Genomic DNA, 23,743 nt, shown 5'->3' with positions numbered 1-23,743 from the left:
CCCCGTGCCGGCGGTGCCGGGGCCCCGCCCCTTGCCGTGCCTCCACTGTCCCGTCCGCGGCGGCCCGGGCCCATCCGCGCGCGTACTCATCTCGCGGCCTAGGTACGGGTACTCAGCCGTCCGCGCGCGTGCCCTGCCCGGCGGGGCGCCGGCTGGCTACGATCGCCTCCGTGTCCGTACTCCCCCTGGTCTTCACCAGCGGCTGGGCCAGCGGCATCAACGCCTACGCGGTGGTGCTGCTGCTCGGCCTGTTCGGCATGACGGGCGTGAGCGACGACGTCCCGCAGACGTTGCAGCGCCCCGAGGTGCTGATCGTCGCGGGCGCGCTCTTCCTGTGCGAGGCGGTCGCCGACAAGATCCCGTACGTCGACTCGGTGTGGGACTCCGTGCACACGGTGGTCCGGCCGCTCGCGGGCGCCTGGGTGGGCGCGCTGCTCGCCGGGCAGAGCGGTTCGGTCTCGGACGTGACCGCGGGGCTGATCGGCGGTTCGACCGCGCTGGCCAGTCACACCGTCAAGGCCGGGACCCGCATGGCGGTCAACACCTCGCCGGAGCCGTTCAGCAACTTCGTGCTGAGCCTCGCCGAGGACCTCGGGGTGGCCGGCGTCGTGTCGTTCGCGATGTTCCACCCGGAGGCGGCGGCCGTCGTCGCGGCCGTCCTGCTGGCCGGCGGACTGCTGGCGCTGTGGTTCCTCGTGTCGCGCATCCGGCGCTTCCTGCGCCGCAGAGCCCAGCGCCGGGAGGAGCGGCGCCTGGCCTCACGGGCGCCCTGACCTGCGCCGGGCTGCCCGCCGACCGGGTTGTCGGTGGCGGTCGATAAAGTCACGGGCATGGCACGGATTGCGGTGATCGGCGCCGGGACGGGCGCGATGGCGGCCGCTGCCCGGCTGGCCGTCGCGGGCCACCGGGTGGCGGTGTACGAGCGCACGGAGACGTACGGCGGTGCGGTGCGCCGGTTCGAGCGGGACGGGTTCGCCTTCGACACCGGGCCCGGGCTGCTGACCCTCCCCGCCGTGTACCGCGATCTGTTCGTCAAGACCGGCAAGGAGCCGCTCGAGGACCGCGTCGAGCTGGTCCAGGTCGACCCGGCCGCGCGGCACGTCTTCGCGGACGGCACCGACGTGTCCCTGCCGAACGCCTCGCGCGCGGGAGTCGTCGCCGCCCTCGACGAGGCGCTGGGCGGGGGCGCCGGCGAGCGCTGGGGCGACTTCCTGGTGCGGGCCCGCGAGACCTGGGACCGCACGCGCCGGCCGCTGCTGGAGGAGCCGCTGTGGCCGAACTGGCAGGTGCTGGACGGCAAGGAGCCCTATCCGGGCGTGCCGCACAAGCGGTTCCTGCGCACCCGCCGCGCGCTCAAGCTGCACGAGATCGGTGCCTGGGAGCTGCGCGACCCCCGCCTGGCGGCGCTGCTCGCGGACTGCGCGCTCGCGTACGGCGTCGATCCGGGGACGGCCCCGGCGAGCGCGGCCGTGCTGCCCTACATGGAGCACGCCTTCGGCACCTGGTACGTGCGCGGCGGCATCCGGGAGCTGGCCCGCGCGGTGTACGAGCGGTGCCTGGAGCGGCGGGTGGAGTTCTCCTTCGGCGCGGAGGTCGCCCGGGTGCTGGAGAAGGAGGGCCGGGCGGCCGGCGTGGAGCTGGCGGACGGGACGGCGGCCGAGGCGGACTTCGTCGTCGGCACGGGCCCCTGGCGGCTGGGCGGCATGCTCCCGGGCAGGGACCTCTACGGCGCCCGGGACGTGCCGGCGGAGCGCGAGGACCGCTACCCGGGCCGGATGGTGGTGTGCCTGGCGCTGCGCGGCGCACGCGAGCCCGGCGCCGTGCACCGCACGGTGGTGCACGCGGCGGACGGCGAGGGTGATCTCGATCTGTTCCGGCACGGGGTGCCGCCCGAGCTGCCGACGGTCCTGGTGGACCGCCCGGACGACCCGGCCCTGCGTCCCGGCCCGGAGCACGAGTCCGTGGTGCTGACGGCGACGGTGCCGGCGGCGACCGAGTACGACTGGGCCGCGCCCGGGGCCGCCGACGCCTTCGCGGACCGGATGGCCGCCGCCGCCGAGCGCGCGGTGCCGGGGCTGCGCGAGCGGGTGCTGTGGCGGGAGGTCCGTACGCCCCTGGACACCGAGCGGGAGACGGGCGCGACGGGCGGTGCGGTGCCGCCGCCCGCGCTGGCCGCGCCGGAGGGTGTGCTGCACCCGGCCAACGCCACCGCGCTGCCGGGCCTGTTCGCCGCCGGCGGCTGGTCCCACCCGGGCGGCGGTCTGCCGCACGCGGGCATGTCGGGAGCGCTGGTGGCCGGACTGATCGTGGAGGGCCCGGAGTTCCGCGGTTCGCAGTGAGCGGGGGCCCGGCGGCTCAGAAGCGGTACTGCTCGTCGTACCCGGCGCCGGGCTGGGTCTGCTGCCCGCCCGCCTGGTAGGGGTAGGGCTGCTCCTGCGGGAGTTCGCCGCCGTAGTTCTCGTCGGTGCGCTGCTGCGGCACCCACACCCCGCCGGCCGGCGTCTGCTGGTAGCCGCCGGTGGCGTACGGGTCCTGGTAGCCCTGCTGGCCGTACTGCTGCCCGTAGCCCGGGTCGTACGCGGCGTCCCCGTAGGACTGGCTGCCGATGTACGGGTCGGAGTAGTTGGCGTAGCCCTGCTGGCCCGCGTCGTAGCCGGCGTAGCCCTGCTGCTGGCCGTAGCCGGAGTAGTCGTAGGCGTAGGCCTGCTGCCCGTCGCCCTGGGGCTGGCCGGCGTTCGCGTGGGCGGTGTCGCCGTAGACGCCGTAGTTGCCGGTGTCGTCGGGCATGGGCTGTGGCTCGTAGACGGCGGTCGACTCGGCGGCGGTGGGCTCGGCGGAGCGGGCCGGGGTGAAGACGTCGTCGCGGTCGTAGTCGTCGTAGCCGGGGCGCTCGGGGCCGTGGTCGGCGTCCCGGTCGTCGCCCGTCCCGGCCGCGGACAGCTCGGGGTCCGCCTCGTACCGGTCGGCCCGGCCGCGCCGCCGCTTGCTGCCGCCCGGCTCGTCCTCGTCCTCGGCGTCGGGGCGCTTGACCGCCCAGCCGGCGGCGAAGCCGCGGCGGAAGGACAGGGTGACGTAGGTCTGCCCGATGGCGAAGGCGATCGCGCCGAGGCCGATCACCACGACGGACGGCATGAGCACGCCGAGCACGACACCGAGGAAGCCGACGAAGGCCAGCAGCCGCCAGCGGAGCCGCGCCTTGTACTGCAGCAGTACCTCGCCCAGCAGCCACAGTGCGACGCCGCCGAACGCGATGTAGAGGACCGTCCAGCCCATGTACGCCCCTCTCCCAGTGGCCGCTACGCAGTGTGTCGTACCGCGGTGCGGCCGGTCTAGGCCTGCGGGGGGTGGTGCAGGCCCAGGTTCTCGTAGATTTCCAGAGTCGCCGTGGAGTTGTTGAGCGTGATGAAGTGCAGTCCGGGCACTCCCTCGGCCAGCAGCCGTGCGCAGAACTCCGTGGCGAACTCGATACCGATCGAGCGTACCGCCGCCGGATCGTCCTTCGCTGTGAGGATCCGCTCTTTCAGGGCGTCCGGGAAGCGGGCGTTGCTGAGCTTGGGCAGCCGTTCCAGCATCTTCACGCTGGTGACCGGCAGGACCTCGGGGATGACCGGGGTGTCGCAGCCGGCGGCCGCCACCCGGTCGCGCAGCCGCAGATACGACTCCGGCTGGAAGAACATCTGTGTGATGGCGTAGTCGGCACCCGCCCGGCACTTGTCCACGAAGTGCTGGACGTCGGTGTCCCACTGCGAGGACCGCGGGTGCATCTCCGGGAACGCGGCGACGCCCACGCAGAAGTCGCCCGACTCCTTGATGAGCCGCACGAGTTCGGCCGCGTAGGCCAGGCCCCGGGGGTGCGGGACCCATTCACCCATGGGGTCGCCGGGCGGGTCGCCGCGCACGGCGAGCATGTTGCGGATGCCCGCGTCCGCGTACTGTCCGATGATGTTGCGCAGTTCCGCGATGGAGTGGTCGACCGCCGTGAGGTGGGCGACCGGGGTCAGCGTGGTGTCCGCGACGATCTGCTCGGTCTCCTTGACCGTGCCCGCGCGGGTCGAGCCGCCGGCGCCGTAGGTCACGGAGACGAAGTCGGGAGCGACCGCCTCGACCCGCCGGAGCGCGCTCCACAGGTTCCGCTCGCCCTTGGGCGTCTTCGGCGCCGAGAACTCGAACGAGTACGTCGTCTTTCCGGTGGCGAGGATGTCGCGCACGGTGCGGGCGCGATCAGTCCTGGTGGATGCGGTTCCGAGGGCCATATGGGCAGGTTAGCCAGGGGTGGGCGGTACCCCAACCGGACGCCGGTAATTTGGCTGATTTGTCGGCTTGCTGTCCACCCATTGGACAGAATCCCGGACAACGGCCACGCCCGGCGCCCTCAGAGCTGCCGCAGCCGCTTCGAGAACTCCGCAGCCGCGGCACCCGGGTCCGCCGCCTCGGTGAGGGCGCGTACGACGACCACCCGGCGGGCGCCGGCGTCCAGCACCTGGTCGAGGTTGGCGAGGTCGATCCCGCCGATGGCGAACCAGGGGCGGTCGGTGCCGAGGCCCGCGGTGTACCGGACCAGGTCGAGCCCGGGGGCGTGACGGCCGGGCTTGGTGGGGGTGGGCCAGCACGGACCGGTGCAGAAGTAGTCCACGCCGTCCTGCACGGCGGCCGCGGCGGCCTCGGACTCGGCGTGCGTGGAGCGTCCGATCAGGACGTCGTCGCCGAGGATCGCGCGGGCCGCGGGGACCGGCAGGTCGCCCTGGCCGAGGTGCAGCACCCCGGCACCGGCCGCGTGCGCGACGTCCGCCCGGTCGTTGACCGCGAGCAGCTTGCCGTGCCGGGCACAGGCGTCCGCGAAGACCCGGAGGGTCTCCAGCTCCTCGGCGGCCTCCATGCCCTTCTCGCGCAGCTGCACGACGTCGACACCGCCGGCCAGGACCGCGTCCAGGAACCCGGCGAGGTCGCCCCGGTCCCGGCGGGCGTCCGTGCAGAGGTACAGGCGGGCGTCGGCGAGTGCGGCGCGGGCGGTGTCGGACATGCGTGGGTCCCCCCGTGGTCGGTGTACCTGGTGGTCCTCGGGTGGCGTGCGGGCCCGGGGCTCGCACGCCACCCCCCTGGTGCGGCTGGGCTCAGACGGCGAGCGCCTGGGCGCGGCGCTTCACCTCCGTGCCGCGATTCTCGCTCAGGGCCTGCGCGGGGGTGCCGGGCAGGGTGGGGTCGGGGGTGAAGAGCCACTCGATCATCTCTTCGTCCGTGAAGCCGTCGTCCCGCAGGAGCGTCAGGGTGCCGGTCAGGCCCTTGACGACCTTGTCCCCGTCGATGAAGGCGGCGGGGACGTGCAGCGCCCGGTTCTCACCACGGCGTACGGCGATCACCTGGCCCTCCTTGACCAGCTGCCGCACACGCGTCACCTCGACGCCGAGCTGTTCGGCGATGTCGGGGAGGGTGAGCCAGGCGGGGACGAGAGCATCGATCTTTGCGTCAATCTCGGTCACGAGTCCTAGGGTAGGCGCTCCACCCGAGGTGCCGCTCGATGCCGGCGGCCGACCGCGGCGCCGGTCGCCCCGCCCCGGCGCCGATCAGTCGGCCCTGGCGTTCTTCAGGGGGCGGGCCGGATCGGTCAGGGCCTCGGGGTCCATGCGGCGGCCCGCTTCGATCAGACGGCGGCCCTGGGCCAGGTCGCGGGGCCGCCCCACCGCCAGCAGCGCCACCAGCCGGCCCTCGCGCAGCCAGCACACCGACCAGGCGGGGCCGGCCGGGTCGCCGCGCCACACCAGGCGGTCCGCGGCGGCGTGGTGCCCGGCGTACTGCACGAAGCGGCCGAACTGCTCGGACCAGAAGTACGGCACCGGGTCGTAGAGCGCCGGGGTCTCGCCGAGGATGTTCGCGGCGACCGTGCGGGGCCCCTGGAGGGCGTTGTCCCAGTGGTGGACGAGCAGCCGCTCGCCGTAGCGGGCGGAGGGGAAGGAGGCGCAGTCGCCGACCGCGTACACGTCCTCGGCCCCGGTGCGCAGGCGGGCGTCGGCGACGACCTCGCCGTGCGGCCCCAGCTCGATGCCGGAGCCGGCCAGCCAGCCGGTGGCCGGGCGGGCGCCGATGCCGACGACGACGGCGCCCGCGGGCAGCCGGGTGCCGTCGGTCAGCACCACCGCGCCCGGTTCGACGCGCTCCACGCGCGCGCCGGTGCGCAGTTCGGCCCCGCTGTCGGCGTACCAGGCGGCCATGGGCGCGGCCACCTCGGCGGGCAGGGCACCCGCGAGCGGCCGGTCGGCGGCCTCGACGACGGTCACCGCGCAGCCCGCCTCCCGGGCGGCCGTGGCGAACTCGGCGCCGATCCAGCCGGCGCCGACGACCACGATGTCGTGCTGCCGGAGCAGCACGGGCCGCAGCCGTTCGGCGTCGTCCAGGGTGCGCAGCAGGTGCACGCCGGGTACGCCCTCGGTGCCGGGCAGGGTGATGGGTTCGGCCCCGGTGGCCAGGACCAGGACGTCGTAGGGCACCGGGCCCGCCTCGGTGTCCAGCACGCGTTCGGCGGGGCGCAGGCCCTGCGCCTCGCAGCCGAGCCGCAGCTCGACGCCGAGGGACTCGAAGTCGACGTCGAAGGCGGAGCCCTCGGCCGTGCCGAGCAGCACGGCCTTGGACAGCGGCGGCCGGTCGTACGGCTGGTGCGGTTCGGCGCCGATGACGGTCACGGCTCCCTCGAAGCCCTGTTCCCGCAGGGCGACCGCGGTCTGCACCCCGGCCATGCCCGCGCCCACGACGACCACGCGCCGTTCCTGTGACGTGCCCTGTTGCGGTGTCTGCTCGCTCACCCGATCACCATAGACAACTGACGAAACGTCAGTCAGGGGGCGTGCTCGGTGACCTGCTCCACAACGCTCGTACCGCTGCCCGGAGCGGACTCCCACTCCCAGGTCTCCTCCAGCCGCAGCCGGCCGTCGGGCAGCTCCACGACGGTGGACACGCAGTGCCCGCAGGCCGTGGTCCCGTCGGTGCGCAGCTGCACGTACCGGAAGTCCAGCCGGTCGCCCTCGCGGGTCCCGACCAGATGGCCGCGCACGACCTCGCCGCCCGCGTACTCCGCCCAGACCTCGCCGTCCTTCTCGTGGTAGGCGAACCGGGTGCGGGTACCCACCTGACCTGGGGCCTGGTCCGCGACGGGGGCGAGGATCAGACCGTCGAGCGAGCGGTGCATGCCGGAGGGCTCCCTTACGGGTGACGAGCGGGGCGGGCTAGGGTGGCCACCGTACAAGCACTCGCGGGAGCCCGGACGCACCGGGCTGAGAGGGAGGCTGGCGGCCTCCGACCGTACGAACCTGATCCGGGTCATGCCGGCGAAGGGAGGGGCTGGACGCCCATGTCGTCACGTACGTCCGACGTCCTCGTCATCGGGGGCGGGATCATCGGTCTGGTCACGGCCTGGCGCGCGGCGCAGCGCGGGCTCACCACGGCCGTGGTGGACCCCGAGCCCGGCGGCGGGGCCGCGCGGGTCGCGGCGGGGATGCTCGCCGCGGTCACGGAACTGCACTACGGCGAGGAGACGCTGCTCGCCCTGAACCTGGAGTCGGCGCGCCGCTATCCCGGCTTCGCGGCCGAGCTGTCCGAGCTGACCGGCCACGACCTGGGCTACCGCCGGTGCGGCACCCTCGCGGTCGCGCTGGACGCCGACGACCGCGCCGACCTGCGGGAACTGCACGCGCTCCAGCAGCGCTCGGGCCTGGAGTCGGAGTGGCTGTCGGGGCGCGACTGCCGGCGTCTCGAGCCGATGCTGGCGCCCGGGGTGCGCGGCGGACTGCGGGTCGACGGCGACCATCAGATCGACCCGCGGCGGCTGGCGACGGCCCTGGTGGCCGCGTGCGAGCACGCCGGGGTGGTGTTCCACCGCACCTGGGCCGAGCGGCTCGACGTCGTGCGCGAGCGGGCCGCCGGCGTCACCACGGCGGACGGCACCGAGCTGCGCGCGGAGCAGGTCGTGCTCGCCGGCGGAAGCATGAGCGGGCGCCTCCCGGGCGTGCCGGACGCGCTGCTGCCGCCGGTCCGGCCGGTGAAGGGGCAGGTGCTGCGGCTGGCCGTGCCCCGGCGGTTCGCGCCGTTCCTGAGCCGGACCGTGCGGGCCGTGGTCCGCGGCAGCCACGTCTACCTGGTGCCGCGCGAGAACGGCGAGCTGGTCGTCGGCGCGACCACCGAGGAGCTGGGCTGGGACACGACGGTCACGGCGGGGGGCGTGTACGAGCTGCTGCGCGACGCCCACGAGCTGGTCCCGGGCATCACCGAGCTCCCGCTGACCGAGACCCGGGCCGGACTGCGGCCCGGCTCCCCCGACAACGCCCCGCTGCTCGGCCCGTCCGGCCTGGACGGACTGCTGCTGGCCACCGGGCACTACCGCAACGGCGTGCTGCTCACACCGGTCACCGGGGACGTGCTGGCGCACGCGCTGGCCACCGGTGACCTCCCCGAGGAGGCCCGCCCGTTCACGCCCCAGCGTTTCACCGCCCCGCCGCCGGAGCGGCCCGCACGTCTCATGGAGCAGTCCGCATGACCCTCAGCCTCACCGTCTCCGTCAACGGGGAGCACCGGGAGATCGCCCCGGGCACCGCTCTCGACGCCCTCGTCCGCACCCTCACCGCGGCGCCCTCCGGGGTGGCCGCCGCCGTCAACGAGACGGTCGTGCCGCGTGGCCGGTGGGCGACCACCGCGCTCGCCGAGGGCGACCGCGTCGAAGTACTCACCGCAGTCCAGGGAGGCTGAACCGATGGCCGACGACCCCTTCGTCCTGGGCGGTGTGCACCTGGACTCCCGGCTGATCATGGGCACGGGCGGCGCGCCCAGTCTGGACGTGCTGGAGCGGGCGCTGACCGCCTCCGGCACCGGGCTGACCACGGTCGCGATGCGGCGGGTGGACCCGTCCGTGCACGGCTCGGTGCTGTCGGTGCTGGAGAAGCTGGGCATCCGCGTGCTGCCGAACACGGCGGGCTGTTTCACCGCCGGGGAGGCCGTGCTGACCGCGCGCCTCGCCCGGGAGGCACTGGGCACCGACCTGGTCAAGCTGGAGGTCATCGCCGACGAGCGGACCCTGCTGCCGGACCCGGTGGAGCTGCTGGACGCGGCGGAGACGCTGGTCGACGACGGTTTCACGGTGCTGCCGTACACGAACGACGATCCCGTGCTCGCGCGCAGGCTGGAGGACGTCGGCTGTGCCGCGGTGATGCCGCTGGGCTCCCCGATCGGATCGGGGCTCGGCATCCGCAATCCGCACAACTTCCAGCTCATCGTCGAGCGGGCGGGCGTACCGGTGATCCTGGACGCGGGCGCCGGTACGGCGTCCGACGTGGCGCTGGCGATGGAGCTGGGGTGCGCGGGCGTGATGCTCGCCTCCGCCGTGACGCGGGCGCAGGAGCCGGAGACGATGGCCGCGGCCATGCGGCACGCGGTCGAGGCCGGCCGGCTGGCCCGGCTGGCGGGGCGGATCCCGCGCCGCCATTTCGCCGAGGCGTCCTCCCCGGCCGAGGGGCGCGCGCAGCTGGACCCCGAGCGCCCCGCCTTCCCGTCACCCGACAGTCACAGCTCTGCTGCATTCCGTCCCCACAATGGCGCAACGGGTGGGAGCGCCGTGCGCCCCTCGTAGACTCCCCTGCGTGGATACGACCCTTCAGGACCCCCTCGTCGGGCAGGTGCTCGACGGCCGTTACCGCGTCGAGGCACGGATCGCGGCCGGCGGGATGGCCACGGTCTACCGGGCCCTGGACACCCGCCTGGACCGCGTCCTCGCGCTGAAGGTGATGCACCCGGCGCTCGCGACCGACGGCTCCTTCGTCGAGCGGTTCATCCGGGAGGCCAAGTCCGTCGCCCGGCTCGACCACCCCAACGTGGTGCAGGTCTTCGACCAGGGCACCGACGGGTCGTACGTGTACCTGGCGATGGAGTACATCGCCGGGTGCACCCTGCGGGACGTGCTGCGTGAGCGGGGGGCGGTGCAGCCGCGGGCCGCGCTGGACATCCTGGAGCCGGTGCTGGCCGCGCTCGGCGCCGCGCACCGGGCGGGGTTCGTCCACCGCGACATGAAGCCGGAGAACGTCCTGATAGGGGACGACGGCCGGGTCAAGGTCGCCGATTTCGGGCTGGTGCGCTCGGTGGACACCGTGACCAGCACGACCGGTGCCGTCCTCGGGACGGTGTCGTACCTCGCTCCGGAGCAGATAGAGCAGGGCACCGCCGATCCGCGGGTGGACGTGTACGCGTGCGGTGTCGTCCTCTACGAGATGCTGACCGGTGAGAAGCCGCACTCCGGCGACTCCCCCGCCCAGGTGCTCTACAAGCACCTGCACGACGACGTGCCGCCGCCCTCGGCGCTCGTGCCGGGACTGCCGTACGAACTGGACGGGCTGGTCGCCTCGGCCACCGCGCGTGACCCGGGCGTCCGCCCGCACGACGCCGTGGCGCTGCTCGCCCTGGCGCGCGGGGCCCGTCAGGGGCTGACCGCGGAGCAGCTGGACCGGCTGCCGCCGCAGGCGCTGACCGCGGAGCACGACATCGCCGAGGACCGGACGAGCGTGATCCCGCGCTCGCTGACCGTGCCCCGGCCGCTGCCCGTGAACGAGGATCCGGCCGAGGACGGCGTCCACCGCACCACCCGGCTGCAGTCCCCGCCGCCCGAGCCGCCCCGCGGTCCGACGGCGCGGCGGCCCCGGCGCGGGCTGCTGGCGGTGCTCGCGGCCGTGCTGCTGGTCTTCGGCGTGGGCGCCGGCGTCTGGTACATCAACTCGGGGCAGTTCACCAAGGTCCCCCCGCTGGTGACCAAGACGGAGGACCAGGCCAGACAGCGGCTGAAGGCGGCCGGCCTGGACGTCGGGAAGGTCGAGCGGGCCTACAACGACACCGTCGAGCGGGGCACGGTCATCAGCAGCGACCCCACTCCCGGCTCCCGCATCCGGGACAACGACTCGGTGAAGCTCACCGTCTCGCTGGGCCCGGAGACGGTGAACGTGCCGGATCTGCGGGGGCAGCCGCTGGCGAAGGCGCGGGCGCGGCTGAAGGCGGACGCGCTGGAGCCGGGCATGGTCACCCGCCAGTTCAGCGAGGACGTCGACAAGGGGTCCGTGATCGCCACGACGCCGGCCGCGGGCACCAAGCGGCACGCCGGTTCGGCGATCGCGCTGACCGTCAGCAAGGGCCGCGCGATCAACGTCCCCGACGTCACCGGTGACGACCCGGACAGCGCCCGGCAGGAGCTGACCGACGCCGGCCTGAAGGTCGAGATCGTCCCCGAGCGGATCAACTCGGACATCGACAAGGGCAAGGTCGCCGCGCAGAGCCCGGAGCAGGGCCGCCAGGCCGCCGAGGGCGACACGGTGAAGCTGACGCTGTCGAAGGGCCCGCCGATGATCCAGGTCCCGGACGTGGTCGGCGACAGCGTGGACGACGCCCACGAGGCCCTGGAGGGGGCCGGCTTCGAGGTGGACGAGGACCGCGGTCTGCTCGGGCTGTTCGGCGACACCGTGAAGAAGCAGTCGGTGGCGGGCGGCGACCGGGCGCCCAAGGGGTCGACGATCACCATCACCATCCGGTGACGGGGGTCACCGGGACCGTGGTCCGGGGGCCGGAGCGGGCATGACACCCTGAACGGGTGAGTCCCGATCCCTCCTCCCTCCCGCCCCGCAACCCGGTGGGCGGCCATGTCCCGGTGGCCGGCGGCCTGCACTCCGTGGGCCTGTCGTACGCCCGCGACCTGAAGGCGGAGACCGTGCAGGTCTTCGTCGCCAACCCGCGCGGCTGGGCCACGCCCGCCGGGAACCCGCGGCAGGACGAGGCGTTCCGCGCGGCGTGCGCCGAGGAGTCGATCCCGGCGTACGTGCACGCTCCCTACCTGATCAACTTCGGCTCGCACACCGAGGCGACGGTGGAGCGGTCGGTGGAGTCGCTGCGCCACTCGCTGCGGCGCGGCCGGGAGATCGGCGCGCTGGGTGTCGTCGTGCACACCGGCAGCGCGACCGGCGGGCGGGCGCGGGAGGTGGCGCTGGAGCAGGTGCGGGAGCGCCTGCTGCCGGTGCTGGACGAGCTGACCCACGACGACGATCCGTACCTGCTGCTGGAGTCGACCGCCGGGCAGGGCGCGTCGCTGTGCTCGCGCACCTGGGACTTCGGGCCGTACTTCGCGGCGCTGGACGCCCATCCGAAGCTGGGCGTGTGCCTGGACACCTGCCACGTCTTCGCCGCCGGGCACGACCTGGCCGAGCCCGGCGGCATGCACCGGACCCTGGACCTGCTGGTGGACACCGTGGGCGAGGGCCGGCTGCGGCTGATCCACGCCAACGACTCCAAGGACGTGGCAGGGGCGCACAAGGACCGGCACGAGAACATCGGCGCCGGTCACATCGGCGAGGACCCCTTCCGCGCCCTGATGACCCACCCGGCGACGGCGGGCGTCCCGCTGATCATCGAGACGCCGGGCGGCAAGGAGGGGCACGCGGCCGACGTGGAGCGGCTGAAGAAACTCCGGGATTCCTGACCCGTTCCGGAATACCCCAGGGGGGTATACGGTTCCTGTCGGTTGCAGGAACCGTCACTCGGGATGGGGGAAACCATGGACCACACCGCTCACACCGGACACGAGCAGCACCAGCAGCACGAGCACACGCACGGAGCGCCCACGCACGGGCAGCACCAGGGGCACGGCCCCGCGGCCACCTGGTCGACGGCCGTCCAGGCCACGCTGCACTGCCTCACCGGCTGCGCCGTCGGCGAGGTGCTGGGCATGGTCGTCGGTACGGCGTTCGGCTGGGGCAACCTGCCGACCACCCTGCTGGCGGTCGTCCTGGCCTTCTTCTTCGGCTACTCGTTCACGCTGCGCGGAGTGCTGCGGGCCGGTGTCGACTTCCGCACCGCCTTCCGCGTGGCGCTCGCCGCGGACACCCTGTCCATCGCCGTGATGGAGCTGATCGACAACGGCGTGATCCTGGTCTGGCCGTCAGCGATGGACGCGACGCTCGCCGAGCCGCTGTTCTGGATCTCGCTGGCCGCCTCGCTCGTGATCGCCTTCGTCGTGACGACCCCCGTCAACAAGTGGACGATCGGGCGGGGCAAGGGACACGCGGTGGTCCACCGGTACCACCACTGAGCGGACCGGGAGCTCAGAGCTCGGGGCCGTCCCCGGGCTCCTCCTGGTAGGAGTAGCGCTGTTCCTTCCAGGGGTCGCCGAGGTTGTGGTACCCGCGCTCCTCCCAGAAGCCGCGGCGGTCGGCGGTCATGTACTCCACACCGCGGACCCACTTCGGGCCCTTCCAGGCGTACAGGTGGGGGACGATCAGGCGGACCGGGAAGCCGTGCTCGGCGGTGAGCAGTTCACCGTCCTTGTGGGTGGCGAAGATCGTGCGGTCGGAGGCGAAGTCCGACAGGCGCAGGTTGGAACTGAAGCCGTACTCCGCCCAGACCATCACATGGGTGACGTCCGGCGCCGGCGGGGCGAGGTCCAGGATCGCGCGGGCCGGAACGCCGCCCCACTCCGCGCCGACCATGCTGAACTTCGTCACGCAGTGCAGGTCCGCCACGACGGTGGTGTACGGCAGGGCCGCGAACTCCTCGTGGACCCAGGTGCGCTTGTCGCCGTCGGCGGTGGCGCCGAAGACCCGGAACTCCCAGCGTTCGGGCCGGAACTTCGGGACGGGCCCGTAGTGCGTGACCGGCCAGCCGCGCTGGAGCCGCTGACCCGGCGGAAGCTCGGACCCTGCCGCTGCTCCAGACTCTCGCTCCACCGGATGCCCCATGTATCCATCCTGACAGACCTCGGGCAGTGCCCTTGACCACCCTCCACCGAAGCGGACAAGAGGCATCAACTCATCACTAACTTACTAAGTACGCACTTACTGGACGATCTTCCTCGCCGGTGACATCATGCCGCCGCACGCCTCCCCCGTCCCTCCACTGTGGAAGGAGCCCACTGCGATGCAGGGCGACCCCGAGGTAATCGAGTTCCTCAACGAGCAGCTCACCGGCGAGCTGACCGCGATCAACCAGTACTTCCTGCACGCGAAGATGCAGGAGAACTTCGGCTGGACGAAGCTCGCCAAGTACACGCGGCACGAGTCGTTCGACGAGATGAAGCACGCGGAGGTGCTCACCGACCGGATCCTGTTCCTGGACGGGCTGCCCAACTACCAGCGGCTCTTCCACGTCCGGGTGGGGCAGACGATCCGGGAGATGTTCGAGGCGGACCGGCAGATCGAGGTCGAGGCGATCGACCGCCTCAAGCGGGGCATCAAGGTGATGCGGGAGAAGGGCGACATCACGTCGGCGAACATCTTCGAGGACATCCTCGCCGACGAGGAGCACCACATCGACTACCTGGACACCCAGCTGGAGCTGCTGGAGAAGCTCGGGGAGGCGCTCTACCTCGCCCAGCTGATCGAGCAGCCGGAGAGCTAGGCGGCGTCCGGGATCTCCGCGAGGACGGGCCTGCCCTGGTCGGCCAGTTCGCGGCGGGGGCACGCGCCCCGGCCGAGGATGGCCTGGATCCGCCGGACGCACGAGCCGCAGTCGGTGCCGGCCTTGCAGGCGGAGGCGATCTGGCGCGGGGTGCAGGCGCCGTTCTCCGCGTGCTGCTGCACCTGCTGCTCGGTGACACCGAAGCAACTGCAGACGAACATCCGGCTCACCTCCCGACGGGATCGCTCGCTTACTGCCATCCCGGTTCTCGGTGAGGCAAACCTAACCTTACCCATGCCTCGGTGAGCGCAAAAGTGGCGGGGGGCGCGGATCGGGTGTGATCCGCGCCCCACTCAGGCCGGTGTGACGGGCGAGACCGTCACTGGTCCCGGTACATCTCGGCCACGAGGAACGCCAGGTCCAGCGACTGGCTGCGGTTGAGCCGCGGGTCGCAGGCCGTCTCGTAGCGCTGGTGCAGGTCGTCGACGAAGATCTCGTCGCCGCCGCCCACGCACTCGGTCACGTCGTCGCCGGTCAGCTCCACGTGGATGCCGCCCGGGTGGGTGCCGAGGGCCTTGTGCACCTCGAAGAAGCCCTTGACCTCGTCGAGCACGTCGTCGAAGCGGCGGGTCTTGTGCCCGGAGGCCGCCTCGAAGGTGTTGCCGTGCATGGGGTCGGTCACCCAGGCCACCGTGGCGCCGGACGCCGTGACCTTCTCCACCAGCTCGGGCAGCTTGTCGCGGATCTTGCCGGCGCCCATGCGGACGATGAACGTCAGCCGGCCCGGCTCCCGCTCGGGGTCGAGGCGGTCGATGTACTGCAGCGCCTCCTCGGCCGTCGTCGTCGGGCCGAGCTTGATGCCGATCGGGTTGCGGATCTTCGAGGCGAACTCGATGTGCGCGCCGTCCAGCTGCCGGGTGCGCTCACCGATCCACACCATGTGCCCGGAGACGTCGTACAGCTTGCCGGTGCGGGAGTCGACGCGGGTCAGCGCCGACTCGTAGTCCAGCAGCAGCGCCTCGTGCGACGAGTAGAACTCGACGGTCTTGAACTCCTCCGGGTCGGTGCCGCAGGCCCGCATGAAGTTCAGCGCGCTGTCGATCTCGCGCGCGAGCTGCTCGTAGCGCTGGCCCGACGGCGAGGTCCGCACGAAGTCCTGGTTCCAGGCGTGCACCTGGCGCAGGTCGGCGTAACCGCCGGTGGTGAAGGCGCGCACCAGGTTCAGCGTGGACGCCGAGGCGTTGTACATCCGCTTGAGCCGCTCCGGGTCCGGGTAGCGGCTGGCCTCGGTGAAGTCGAAGCCGTTGACGGAGTCGCCCCGGTAGACCGGGAGCGTCACGCCGTCACGGGTCTCGGTCGGCTTGGAGCGCGGCTTGGAGTACTGCCCGGCGATCCGGCCCACCTTCACCACGGGCACCGAGGCCGCGTAGGTCAGGACGGCACCCATCTGGAGCAGCGTCTTGAGCTTGTTGCGGATGTGGTCGGCGGACACCGCGTCGAAGGCCTCGGCGCAGTCGCCGCCCTGGAGGAGGAACGCCTCACCCTTGGCGACGGCCGCCATCCGGGCGCGCAGCTGGTCGCACTCGCCCGCGAAGACGAGCGGCGGATACGACTCGAGGTCCGCGATCACTGCGCGCAGAGCCTCGGTGTCGGGGTACTCGGGCTGCTGCGCCGCGGGCAGGTCGCGCCAGGTGTTGCCAGCGCTCGGGCTGGTCTTAGCGTTCACGGTCACCCCGTAAACACTACGGGGTCGTGTCGGATGTTTTTTCCTCCTGCTCGCAGAGTGAGACGGAGCGATCGCCCCGTGGAACGCCGACGGGTGGGGTAGGGTTCCTGGCATGTTCGCGCTTTCGATCCAGAACTGGTGGTGGACCGCTTCTCCGGCGGCCCACTGATTCGCGCGCACACAGACTTCGCGAAGGCCGCCCGAGGGGCGGCCTTCGGTGTTTCCCGGGTCGTTCCTCTCCGTCAGACGAACTCAGACGTACGAGAAGGAGCCCGACCCGTGAACCTGCACGACCTGCTCTTGGACCCCCGCCCCTTCGCCCTGCTCCGCCGTCGCACCCCGGGGCGCGACGAGGCGGTGGTGGAGGTGCTGCTCGGCCCGGTGACCAGCCGCGAGCGGCTCGCCGACCTGCCCGACGAGGGCCTCGCGCTGGTCCCGTTCCGGCAGATCCGCGAGCGCGGCTTCGACGTCCGCGACGACGGCACCCCGCTGCTGGTGCTGACCCCCGAGGAGTCGTACGAGATCCCGCTCGACGAGGCCCTGCGGACGCTGCCCGGCCACGACGTGCGGGTCGAGGGCGGCGGCTTCGACGTCGACGACGAGCGGTACGCCGGGATCGTCGGACGGGTGCTGGCCGAGGAGATCGGCCAAGGCGAGGGCGCCAACTTCGTGATCCGGCGCACGTACCGGGGCGACATCCCCGGCTTCGGCCGCGCGGACGCGCTCGCGCTGTTCCGCCGGCTGCTGGAGGGCGAGCGGGGCGCCTACTGGACGTTCGTGGTGCACACCGGGGACCGGACGCTGGTGGGCGCCAGTCCCGAGGTGCACGTGCGCATGTCCGGCGGCACCGTCGTGATGAACCCGATCAGCGGCACCTACCGCTATCCCGCCGAGGGCCCCACGCCGGAGCACCTGCTGGACTTCCTCGCCGACGGCAAGGAGATCGAGGAGCTGTCGATGGTCGTCGACGAGGAACTGAAGATGATGTGCACGGTCGGCGACCGCGGCGGGGTGGTCGTCGGGCCACGGCTGAAGGAGATGGCGCACCTCGCGCACACCGAGTACGAGCTGCGCGGCAGGTCCTCCCTGGACGTGCGGGAGGTGCTGCGGGAGACCATGTTCGCGGCCACGGTGACCGGGTCGCCGGTGCAGAACGCGTGCCGGGTCATCGAACGCCACGAGGTGGGCGGCCGCGGCTACTACGCGGGCGCGCTCGCGCTGCTGGGCCGGGACTCGGGGGGCGCGCAGACGCTGGACTCCCCCATCCTCATCCGGACCGCCGACATCGACGCCGACGGCCGGCTGCGCGTCCCGGTCGGGGCGACGCTCGTCCGCGGCTCGGACCCGGCGGGCGAGGTCGCGGAGACCCACGCCAAGGCGGCGGGCGTGCTGGCGGCCCTCGGGGTACGGCCGTCCCGGCCGCGCACGGAGCGGGAGCGCCCGCGGCTGGCCGACGACCCCCGGGTGCGGGCCGCCCTGGACGGCCGGCGCTCCGCGCTCGCGCCGTTCTGGCTGCGGATGCAGGAGCAGGCCCGGGAGCTGACGGGCCACGCCCTGGTCGTCGACGGCGAGGACACCTTCACCGCCATGCTGGCGCACGTGCTGCGCTCCGGCGGGCTGGAGGTGACGGTACGGCGGTACGACGAGCCGGGGCTGCGGGACGAGGTGCTCGCGCACGAGGGCCCGGTGGTGCTGGGCCCCGGTCCGGGCGACCCCGGCGATCTCACCGACCCGAAGATGCGCATCCTGCGCGCGCTGGCCGCCACGGTGCTCCGGGAGCACCGCTACGGCGTGCTCGGGGTCTGCCTCGGCCATGAACTGATCGCGGCCGAGCTGGGGCTGGAGATCGTCCGCAAGGAGGTCCCCTGCCAGGGGGAGCAGACCGTGATCGATCTGTTCGGGCGGCCCGAGACCGTCGGCTTCTACAACAGCTTCACGGCCCGCTGCGACGAGGAGGCCGCCCGGGAGCTGTCCGCGCACGGGGTCGAGGTGAGCCGCGCGGACAACGGCGAGGTGCACGCGCTGCGCGGTCCCGGGTTCGCCGGGGTGCAGTTCCACCCGGAGTCCGTCCTCACGCTGAACGGCGCCCCGGTGCTGCGGGAGCTGATCGCCCGGCTGCGCGCGGCGAGCGGCGCGAGGTGAGGGAACCGGGGCCCGGCGGCCGGTGCGGCCACCGGGCCCCGGACGACGTCGGGAGCGGCCGTCAGCCGAAGAACACCCCGACCTCGTCGTAGAGCTTCGGATCCACGGTCTTCAGCTTCGCCGTGGCCTCGGAGATCGGGACGCGGACGATGTCGGGGCCGCGCAGGGCGACCATCTTCCCGAAGTCGCCCTCGTGGACGCAGTCGATGGCGTGCAGGCCGAAACGGGTGGCGAGCCAGCGGTCGAAGGCACTGGGGGTGCCACCGCGCTGGATGTGCCCGAGGACCGTGGTGCGGGCCTCCTTGCCGGTGCGCTTCTCGATCTCCTTGGCCAGCCACTCGCCGACCCCGGAGAGCCGCACATGGCCGAAGGAGTCCAGGGACTCGTCCTTGAGGACCATCTCGCCGTCCTTCGGCATGGCGCCCTCGGCGACGACGACGATCGGGGCGTACGACGCCTTGAAGCGGGAGGTGATCCAGGCGCACACCTGGTCGAGGTCGAAGCGCTGTTCGGGGATGAGGATGACGTTGGCGCCGCCCGCGAGGCCGGAGTGCAGGGCGATCCAGCCGGCGTGCCGGCCCATCACCTCGCAGACCAGGACCCGCATGTGGGACTCGGCGGTGGTGTGCAGGCGGTCGATGGCCTCGGTGGCGATGTTGACCGCGGTGTCGAAGCCGAAGGTGTAGTCGGTGGCGGACAGGTCGTTGTCGATGGTCTTCGGTACGCCGACGCACGGCATCCCGTAGTCGTCGCAGAGGCTCGCGGCGACGCCGAGGGTGTCCTCGCCGCCGATCGCGATGAGGGCCTCGACCTCCAGTTTGACGAGGTTCTCCTTGATCCGGCGGACACCGCCCTCCACCTTGAGGGGGTTGGTCCGGGAGGAGCCGAGGACGGTGCCGCCGCGGGGCAGGATGCCGCGCACGGCGGGGATGTCGAGGCGGACGGTGTCGCCCTCCAACGGACCTCGCCAGCCGTCCCGGAAGCCGACGAAGTCATAGCCGTACTCCTGTACGCCCTTGCGTACGACGCCCCGGATGACGGCGTTGAGCCCGGGGCAGTCGCCGCCTCCGGTCAGTACTCCGACCCGCATGGAAATGTCCCTTCGCCGCGGTTGCCTGACGATCGGTCACGCTAATGGTGATCCGCGTCACATCGGGAGAGGCGGGAAGGGTGATTCCGGTGAGTTGCGCCGGAATCCGGCCTACTCGTCGTCGAGGCCGCGCTCGATGGCGTACCGCACGAGTTCGACCCTGTTGTGCAACTGGAGCTTGCCGAGGGTGTTCTGGACGTGGTTCTGGACCGTGCGGTGGGAGATGACGAGGCGTTCGGCGATCTGCTTGTAGCTCAGGCCCTTGGCTACCAGCCGCAGCACCTCCGTCTCCCGGTCCGTGAGCCGGGGCGCCCCGGGCCCGTCCGTGTCGGGGGCGGGCGCGGGCTCGGAGGCCAGCCGGCGGTACTCGCCGAGGACGAGTCCGGCGAGGCCCGGGGTGAACACCGGGTCGCCGACGGCGGTACGGCGCACCGCGTCCAGCAGTTCCTCGGTCGAGGCCGACTTCAGCAGGTAGCCGGTCGCGCCCGACTTCACGGCCTCCAGCACGTCGGCGTGCTCCCCGCTGGCCGACAGGACCAGCACGCGCAACGCCGGGTCGTGGCCGACGAGTTCCTTGCAGACCTGCACACCGGGCTTGGCGGGCAGGTTGAGGTCCAGCACGAGGACGTCGGGAGCGGCCGCCTTCGCGCGGCGGACCGCCTGCTCGCCGTCGCCCGCGGTGGCGACCACCTCGAAGCCGGACTCGGCCAGGTCCCGGGCGACCGCGTCCCGCCACATCGGGTGGTCGTCGACCACCATGACCCGGATCGTGTCCCGCTGCTCCGTCATCGCCGCTCCGCCTTCTTCCCCCGCGCCCCTTCGGCGCCCTTCGGTACCTTCAGTTCGACTTCCGTGCCCTGGCCGGGGACCGAGATCAGCTCGGCGCCGCCCCCGAGGTCCCGCAGCCGCCCGCGGATGGACTGGGCCACCCCGAGCCGCCCCTCGCCCTCGGCCTGGGCGAGCCGGCCCTCGGGGATCCCGGGGCCGTCGTCCCGGACGGTCACCACGACCTCGTCCGGCTCGTCCTCGACCAGCAGCCAGGCCCGGGCGTCCTCGCCGGCGTGCCGGCGCACGTTGTCCAGGGCGGCCCCGACCGCCGCCGCCACCTCGCGGGCCGCCGCGGACGGCAGCAGCACCGGGGCGCCGGGCTCGGCGAGGCTCACCCGGCCGCACGCGTAGGGGGCGAGCAGGGAGCGCAGGTCGACCGGACCGGCCGGTCCGTCCTCGTACGGCTCCTCGACGACGCGGACGACCGCCCCGTCGGAGACGTCCTCCGACACCCGGGACACCGGCACCAGGCCACCCGACACCAGCGTGCGCAGGGCCACCTCCTGCTCCCCGGCGAGCCGGCCCAGTTCGGCCGCCTCGCCGCCGAGGGCCGCGCCCCGGCGCTTCACCATCGCCAGGACCTGGAGCACGCTGTCGTGGATGTCCCGCGCCAGCCGCTCCCGCTCCCGGGTCGCGGCCTCGATCTCCAGGGCGCGGGCGAGGGTGCGCTCGGAGGCGCGGGCGACCTCCACGACGTAGCCGATGGCGATGGAGGCCACCCAGACCAGGATCACGTTGTGCACGGTGTCCCGGGCGGGTCGACCGCGCTCGACCAGGTTGACGGCGGCCACGGCCGTGGAGGCGACCGCCGCCCAGCGCCAGCCGCCCTTGAGGGCGAAGGCCAGGACCGCGCCGGCCGTCCATATCGAGGGCAGGGTCGGTCCGCCGCCCGCGATCCGCTCGTGGTTGTCGGCGAGCGGGGTGAGCAGGATGCCGGTGAGGGCGACGGCCAGGTCGGCGGCGAGGAACCGCTTGGTGCAGGCGGTCGCGCTCGCCACCCGGGGCAGGGTGGCGAGGGTCCACACGACCAGGACGGCGTAGTAGGCGACGGCCACCCAGGGGCGGACGAAGTGGGAGTACGCGGTGGCGCACAGGCCGATCGCGTACAGCATGGTCAGCACGCGGTAGCCGGCGAGCGCACGCCACAGCGGCAGCTCGACCGACATCCTCATGACCCGCTCACGCCTGGGCATGTCCCCCCGCCCCCCGTATTCCCCGCGGTCCCCCGTCTAGGAGTCGGCCTGCTTCTTCTCGGCCTTCTCCGCCTCCTTGGCCGCCTCCTTGGCCGCCTTCGCCGCCTCCGCGATCTGGCGCTTGGCCGCGGTCGCGTAGATGTCGACGTACTCCTGGCCGGAGAGCTTCATGATCTCGTACATGACCTCGTCGGTCAGGGCGCGCAGCACGAAACGGTCGTGCTCCATGCCCTGGTAGCGGCTGAAGTCCATGGGCTCGCCGATGCGGATGCCCGGCCGCATGAGCTTGGGCACGACCTTGCCGGGCGGCTGGATCTTCTCCGTGTCGATCATGGCGACCGGGATGACCGGCGCTCCGGTGGCGAGCGCCACGCGCGCGAGGCCGCCGGGCTTGCCCCGGTACAGCCGGCCGTCGGGCGAGCGGGTGCCCTCCGGGTAGATGCCGAACAGCTCGCCCCGCTGGAGCACCTCTATGCCGCTCTTGATGGCCGCCTCGCCGGCGCCGCGCGCCCCGGAGCGGTCCACCGGGAGCTGCCCGACGCCCTTGAAGAAGGCGGCGGTGAGGCGGCCCTTCACGCCGGGCGTGGTGAAGTACTCGGCCTTCGCGATGAAGGTGACCTTGCGGGTCAGCATCGTCGGGAGGAAGAACGAGTCCGAGAAGGACAGGTGATTGCTGGCCAGGATGGCCGGGCCCTCGGCCGGAATGTTCTCCAGCCCCTCGACCCATGGTCTGAAGGCAACCTTCAGCGGCCCGCCGATGGCGACCTTCATCGTGCCGTACAACACCCGTGTGCCTCCTGTTTCCGTCGGACAGACCTTAACCCGGAGGACCGTCGATGGACCCGACGGCCCTGGTCGGTGTCAGTGCGGTCGCGTACGGTGAAGCACATCCGCGCGTTTCTTCCGCCCGCGCCGGTCACCGGACGAGTTCCGCCGGTCACCCGACGCGGCCCTGCACAGGAACAGGAGAGTCGAAAGGTGCCGGTTCTCCCCGGAGCCGAGCCGTACCGCCACGACGGCGGGGAGGTGGGCGTTCTCCTCTGTCACGGCTTCACCGGCTCCCCCCAGTCGCTGCGCCCCTGGGCGGAGCACCACGCGGCCCACGGCCTGACCGTCTCGCTGCCGCTGCTGCCCGGCCACGGCACCCGCTGGGAGGACATGCAGCTCACGGGCTGGCAGGACTGGTACGCGGAGGTGGACCGCGAGCTGCGCCTGCTCTCCGACCGCTGCTCGCGGGTGTTCGTCGCGGGCCTGTCGATGGGCGGCGCGCTGGCTCTGCGGCTGGCCGCCCGGCACGGCGAGCGGGTCGCGGGCGTGGTGGCCGTCAACCCGGCGAACCGGGTGCACGGCCTGTCGGCGTACGCCCTTCCGGTGGCCCGGCACCTCGTGCGGACGACGAAGGGCATCGCCAGCGACATCGCGAAGGAGGGCGCGGCGGAGCTGGGCTACGACCGGGTGCCGCTGCACGCGGCGCACTCGCTGCGGGTCTTCCTGCGCCGGCTGGACGGCGAGCTGCCCCAGGTCACCCAGCCGTTGCTGCTGCTGCGCAGCGCCCAGGACCATGTGGTCCCGGCCGCGGACTCCGCCCGGGTGCTGAGCCGGGTGTCGTCCACGGACGTGACGGAGCTCGTGCTGGAACACAGCTACCACGTGGCGACGTTGGACGAGGATGCGGACCGGGTCTTCGAGGAGAGCCTCGCCTTCATCGGCCGGCTCGCACCCAGTGTCGGCAAGGAAGGGACGGCCGCAGTTGGCTGAGCACGACTCCGACCGCGACAACCGCGAGGAGCGGGAGCCCGAGGAGCAGGGGGTGCCCTTCGACGAGGACGCCGCCTGGCGGGCCATCGTCGCCGGGTACGGCACGGAGCCGCCGGATCCGCCGGGCAGCAAGCCCTTCAAGCCGGTGGAGGACCTCGCGCTGCCGGAGACGGACACCACCGGCGACCGGGACGATCCGGCCGAGCCCCGGGCCGCCCGCCCGCTGGGCGGCTCGGTCTCGTTCGCGCCCGGCGTCGGGCCGCGCGACCATGTGGCGCCGGAGCCGTCCGACGACGACTTCGACGCGGACGACGAGGGCCACTTCGTACCGCCGGAGCCGCCGCCGCTGCCGGTCGCCGACGCGTCCGCCAAGTTCGCCTGGCTCGGTGTCGTGGGCGGCCCGATCCTGCTGCTGCTCGCGGTCGTCCTCGGCTGGGACATGACCTGGTGGCTGGCGACCCTCGGCATCGGCGGTTTCCTGGGCGGCTTCGCCACGCTGGTCATGCGGATGCGGACGGACGACGACGAGGACGACGATCCGGGGCGCGGGGCCGTGGTCTGAGCCCGCGACGCGCGCCGGCGGGGACGCCGGCGCGCGTGGCATGT

25 protein-coding genes, 1 pseudogene and 1 riboswitch are annotated in these 23,743 nt (G+C 72.9%); of the genes and pseudogenes, 13 read left to right on the top strand and 13 right to left on the bottom strand.

What is annotated here, in order from left to right; all coding sequences use genetic code 11:
• The first annotated feature begins 170 nt into the window (after window positions 1–170).
• Both ACF08B_RS15770 and ACF08B_RS15765 read left to right on the top strand, forming a co-directional pair.
• A complete protein-coding gene (locus ACF08B_RS15770) occupies window positions 171–773 on the top strand; it encodes a DUF4126 domain-containing protein (RefSeq protein WP_392317856.1) in 603 nt (200 codons plus the stop codon).
• Window positions 774–830: 57 nt separating this feature from the next.
• A complete protein-coding gene (locus ACF08B_RS15765) occupies window positions 831–2,339 on the top strand; it encodes a phytoene desaturase family protein (RefSeq protein ID WP_392317855.1) in 1,509 nt (502 codons plus the stop codon).
• Window positions 2,340–2,355: 16 nt separating this feature from the next.
• Here ACF08B_RS15765 and ACF08B_RS15760 read toward each other — a convergent pair whose 3' ends face one another.
• The 6 genes from ACF08B_RS15760 to ACF08B_RS15735 form a co-directional block, all read right to left on the bottom strand.
• Complete coding sequence (locus ACF08B_RS15760) at window positions 2,356–3,273, bottom strand: hypothetical protein (RefSeq protein WP_392317854.1); 918 nt, start codon at window positions 3,271–3,273, stop codon at window positions 2,356–2,358.
• A gap of 56 nt (window positions 3,274–3,329) precedes the next feature.
• The gene (metF, locus tag ACF08B_RS15755; protein ID WP_093478346.1) at window positions 3,330–4,253 is read right to left on the bottom strand and encodes a methylenetetrahydrofolate reductase [NAD(P)H]; all 924 of its coding nucleotides are present in this window, start codon (window positions 4,251–4,253) and stop codon (window positions 3,330–3,332) included.
• Between the two features lie 119 nt (window positions 4,254–4,372).
• Window positions 4,373–5,020: a thiamine phosphate synthase gene (gene thiE, locus ACF08B_RS15750; protein WP_392317853.1), complete on the bottom strand. Its 648-nt coding sequence runs from the start codon at window positions 5,018–5,020 to the stop codon at window positions 4,373–4,375.
• A gap of 91 nt (window positions 5,021–5,111) precedes the next feature.
• Window positions 5,112–5,477 (bottom strand): Rv2175c family DNA-binding protein, encoded by a 366-nt coding sequence (locus ACF08B_RS15745; protein ID WP_392317852.1) that lies wholly within the window; start codon window positions 5,475–5,477, stop codon window positions 5,112–5,114.
• Window positions 5,478–5,561: 84 nt separating this feature from the next.
• The gene (locus ACF08B_RS15740; protein WP_392317851.1) at window positions 5,562–6,794 is read right to left on the bottom strand and encodes an NAD(P)/FAD-dependent oxidoreductase; all 1,233 of its coding nucleotides are present in this window, start codon (window positions 6,792–6,794) and stop codon (window positions 5,562–5,564) included.
• Between the two features lie 32 nt (window positions 6,795–6,826).
• On the bottom strand, window positions 6,827–7,177 hold the full coding sequence (locus ACF08B_RS15735) for a hypothetical protein (protein WP_093478341.1): 351 nt from the start codon (window positions 7,175–7,177) through the stop codon (window positions 6,827–6,829).
• A gap of 53 nt (window positions 7,178–7,230) precedes the next feature.
• A riboswitch (TPP riboswitch) is annotated at window positions 7,231–7,342 on the top strand.
• Here ACF08B_RS15735 and thiO point away from each other — a divergent pair.
• The 6 genes and pseudogenes from thiO (at window position 7,340) to ACF08B_RS15705 (ending at window position 13,096) form a co-directional block, all read left to right on the top strand.
• Complete coding sequence (gene thiO, locus ACF08B_RS15730; RefSeq protein WP_392317850.1) at window positions 7,340–8,521, top strand: glycine oxidase ThiO; 1,182 nt, start codon at window positions 7,340–7,342, stop codon at window positions 8,519–8,521. Its footprint overlaps the riboswitch before it by 3 nt.
• Window positions 8,518–8,730, top strand: coding sequence for a sulfur carrier protein ThiS (gene thiS / locus ACF08B_RS15725; RefSeq protein WP_073892958.1), 213 nt, complete (start codon window positions 8,518–8,520; stop codon window positions 8,728–8,730). Before thiO ends, thiS begins: the two co-directional genes overlap by 4 nt.
• 4 nt (window positions 8,731–8,734) lie before the next feature.
• Window positions 8,735–9,526: pseudogene (locus tag ACF08B_RS15720) on the top strand (thiazole synthase); the annotation flags it as partial.
• A 91-nt stretch (window positions 9,527–9,617) separates the two neighbouring features.
• A complete protein-coding gene (gene pknB, locus ACF08B_RS15715) occupies window positions 9,618–11,549 on the top strand; it encodes a Stk1 family PASTA domain-containing Ser/Thr kinase (protein WP_392317849.1) in 1,932 nt (643 codons plus the stop codon).
• Between the two features lie 56 nt (window positions 11,550–11,605).
• The gene (locus tag ACF08B_RS15710; RefSeq protein ID WP_392317848.1) at window positions 11,606–12,487 is read left to right on the top strand and encodes a deoxyribonuclease IV; all 882 of its coding nucleotides are present in this window, start codon (window positions 11,606–11,608) and stop codon (window positions 12,485–12,487) included.
• Window positions 12,488–12,562: 75 nt separating this feature from the next.
• On the top strand, window positions 12,563–13,096 hold the full coding sequence (locus ACF08B_RS15705) for a DUF4396 domain-containing protein (protein ID WP_392317847.1): 534 nt from the start codon (window positions 12,563–12,565) through the stop codon (window positions 13,094–13,096).
• Between the two features lie 13 nt (window positions 13,097–13,109).
• Here the strand turns inward: ACF08B_RS15705 and ACF08B_RS15700 are convergent, their stop codons facing one another.
• Window positions 13,110–13,742 carry a sulfite oxidase-like oxidoreductase gene (locus tag ACF08B_RS15700; protein WP_392317846.1) on the bottom strand — a complete coding sequence of 211 codons (633 nt, stop codon included), beginning with the start codon at window positions 13,740–13,742 and terminating at the stop codon, window positions 13,110–13,112.
• A 178-nt stretch (window positions 13,743–13,920) separates the two neighbouring features.
• Here ACF08B_RS15700 and bfr point away from each other — a divergent pair, with 178 nt between their 5' ends.
• Window positions 13,921–14,400, top strand: a complete 480-nt coding sequence (bfr, locus tag ACF08B_RS15695; RefSeq protein WP_093478332.1) for a bacterioferritin — start codon at window positions 13,921–13,923, stop codon at window positions 14,398–14,400.
• Here bfr and ACF08B_RS15690 read toward each other — a convergent pair.
• Both ACF08B_RS15690 and ACF08B_RS15685 read right to left on the bottom strand, forming a co-directional pair.
• Window positions 14,397–14,621 carry a bacterioferritin-associated ferredoxin gene (locus tag ACF08B_RS15690; protein ID WP_093478331.1) on the bottom strand — a complete coding sequence of 75 codons (225 nt, stop codon included), beginning with the start codon at window positions 14,619–14,621 and terminating at the stop codon, window positions 14,397–14,399. The two genes, bfr and ACF08B_RS15690, sit on opposite strands and share 4 nt — an antisense overlap.
• Window positions 14,622–14,779: 158 nt before the next feature.
• Window positions 14,780–16,132, bottom strand: coding sequence for a class II 3-deoxy-7-phosphoheptulonate synthase (locus ACF08B_RS15685; protein ID WP_392317845.1), 1,353 nt, complete (start codon window positions 16,130–16,132; stop codon window positions 14,780–14,782).
• Window positions 16,133–16,238: 106 nt separating this feature from the next.
• Between ACF08B_RS15685 and ACF08B_RS15680 the strand changes: the two genes are divergently transcribed.
• Together ACF08B_RS15680 and ACF08B_RS15675 are read left to right on the top strand one after the other, a co-directional pair.
• Window positions 16,239–16,295, top strand: a complete 57-nt coding sequence (locus tag ACF08B_RS15680; protein ID WP_073894098.1) for a trp operon leader peptide — start codon at window positions 16,239–16,241, stop codon at window positions 16,293–16,295.
• A gap of 110 nt (window positions 16,296–16,405) precedes the next feature.
• On the top strand, window positions 16,406–18,268 hold the full coding sequence (locus ACF08B_RS15675; protein ID WP_392317844.1) for an anthranilate synthase family protein: 1,863 nt from the start codon (window positions 16,406–16,408) through the stop codon (window positions 18,266–18,268).
• 61 nt (window positions 18,269–18,329) lie between these two features.
• Here the strand turns inward: ACF08B_RS15675 and ACF08B_RS15670 are convergent, their stop codons facing one another.
• From ACF08B_RS15670 to ACF08B_RS15655, 4 genes are all read right to left on the bottom strand, one after another.
• The gene (locus ACF08B_RS15670) at window positions 18,330–19,358 is read right to left on the bottom strand and encodes a 6-phosphofructokinase (protein ID WP_392317843.1); all 1,029 of its coding nucleotides are present in this window, start codon (window positions 19,356–19,358) and stop codon (window positions 18,330–18,332) included.
• Between the two features lie 111 nt (window positions 19,359–19,469).
• Window positions 19,470–20,147, bottom strand: a complete 678-nt coding sequence (locus ACF08B_RS15665; protein WP_392317842.1) for a response regulator — start codon at window positions 20,145–20,147, stop codon at window positions 19,470–19,472.
• Window positions 20,144–21,379, bottom strand: coding sequence for a MacS family sensor histidine kinase (gene macS / locus ACF08B_RS15660; RefSeq protein ID WP_392317841.1), 1,236 nt, complete (start codon window positions 21,377–21,379; stop codon window positions 20,144–20,146). Before macS ends, ACF08B_RS15665 begins: the two co-directional genes overlap by 4 nt.
• Window positions 21,380–21,415: 36 nt before the next feature.
• Window positions 21,416–22,165 carry a lysophospholipid acyltransferase family protein gene (locus tag ACF08B_RS15655; RefSeq protein ID WP_392317840.1) on the bottom strand — a complete coding sequence of 250 codons (750 nt, stop codon included), beginning with the start codon at window positions 22,163–22,165 and terminating at the stop codon, window positions 21,416–21,418.
• Window positions 22,166–22,357: 192 nt separating this feature from the next.
• Between ACF08B_RS15655 and ACF08B_RS15650 the strand changes: the two genes are divergently transcribed.
• Together ACF08B_RS15650 and ACF08B_RS15645 are read left to right on the top strand one after the other, a co-directional pair.
• Window positions 22,358–23,137, top strand: a complete 780-nt coding sequence (locus ACF08B_RS15650) for a carboxylesterase (protein WP_073892983.1) — start codon at window positions 22,358–22,360, stop codon at window positions 23,135–23,137.
• Window positions 23,130–23,699: a hypothetical protein gene (locus ACF08B_RS15645; RefSeq protein WP_392317839.1), complete on the top strand. Its 570-nt coding sequence runs from the start codon at window positions 23,130–23,132 to the stop codon at window positions 23,697–23,699. The genes ACF08B_RS15650 and ACF08B_RS15645 overlap by 8 nt, the downstream gene beginning before the upstream one ends.
• The last annotated feature ends 44 nt before the right edge of the window (window positions 23,700–23,743 follow it).

This window comes from Streptomyces sp. NPDC015139 (assembly GCF_043079785.1).
Lineage (GTDB): Bacteria > Actinomycetota > Actinomycetes > Streptomycetales > Streptomycetaceae > Streptomyces > Streptomyces albidocamelliae.
Note: the sequence above shows the minus strand (reverse complement) of the source record. Positions and strands in the feature narration are given on the sequence as shown.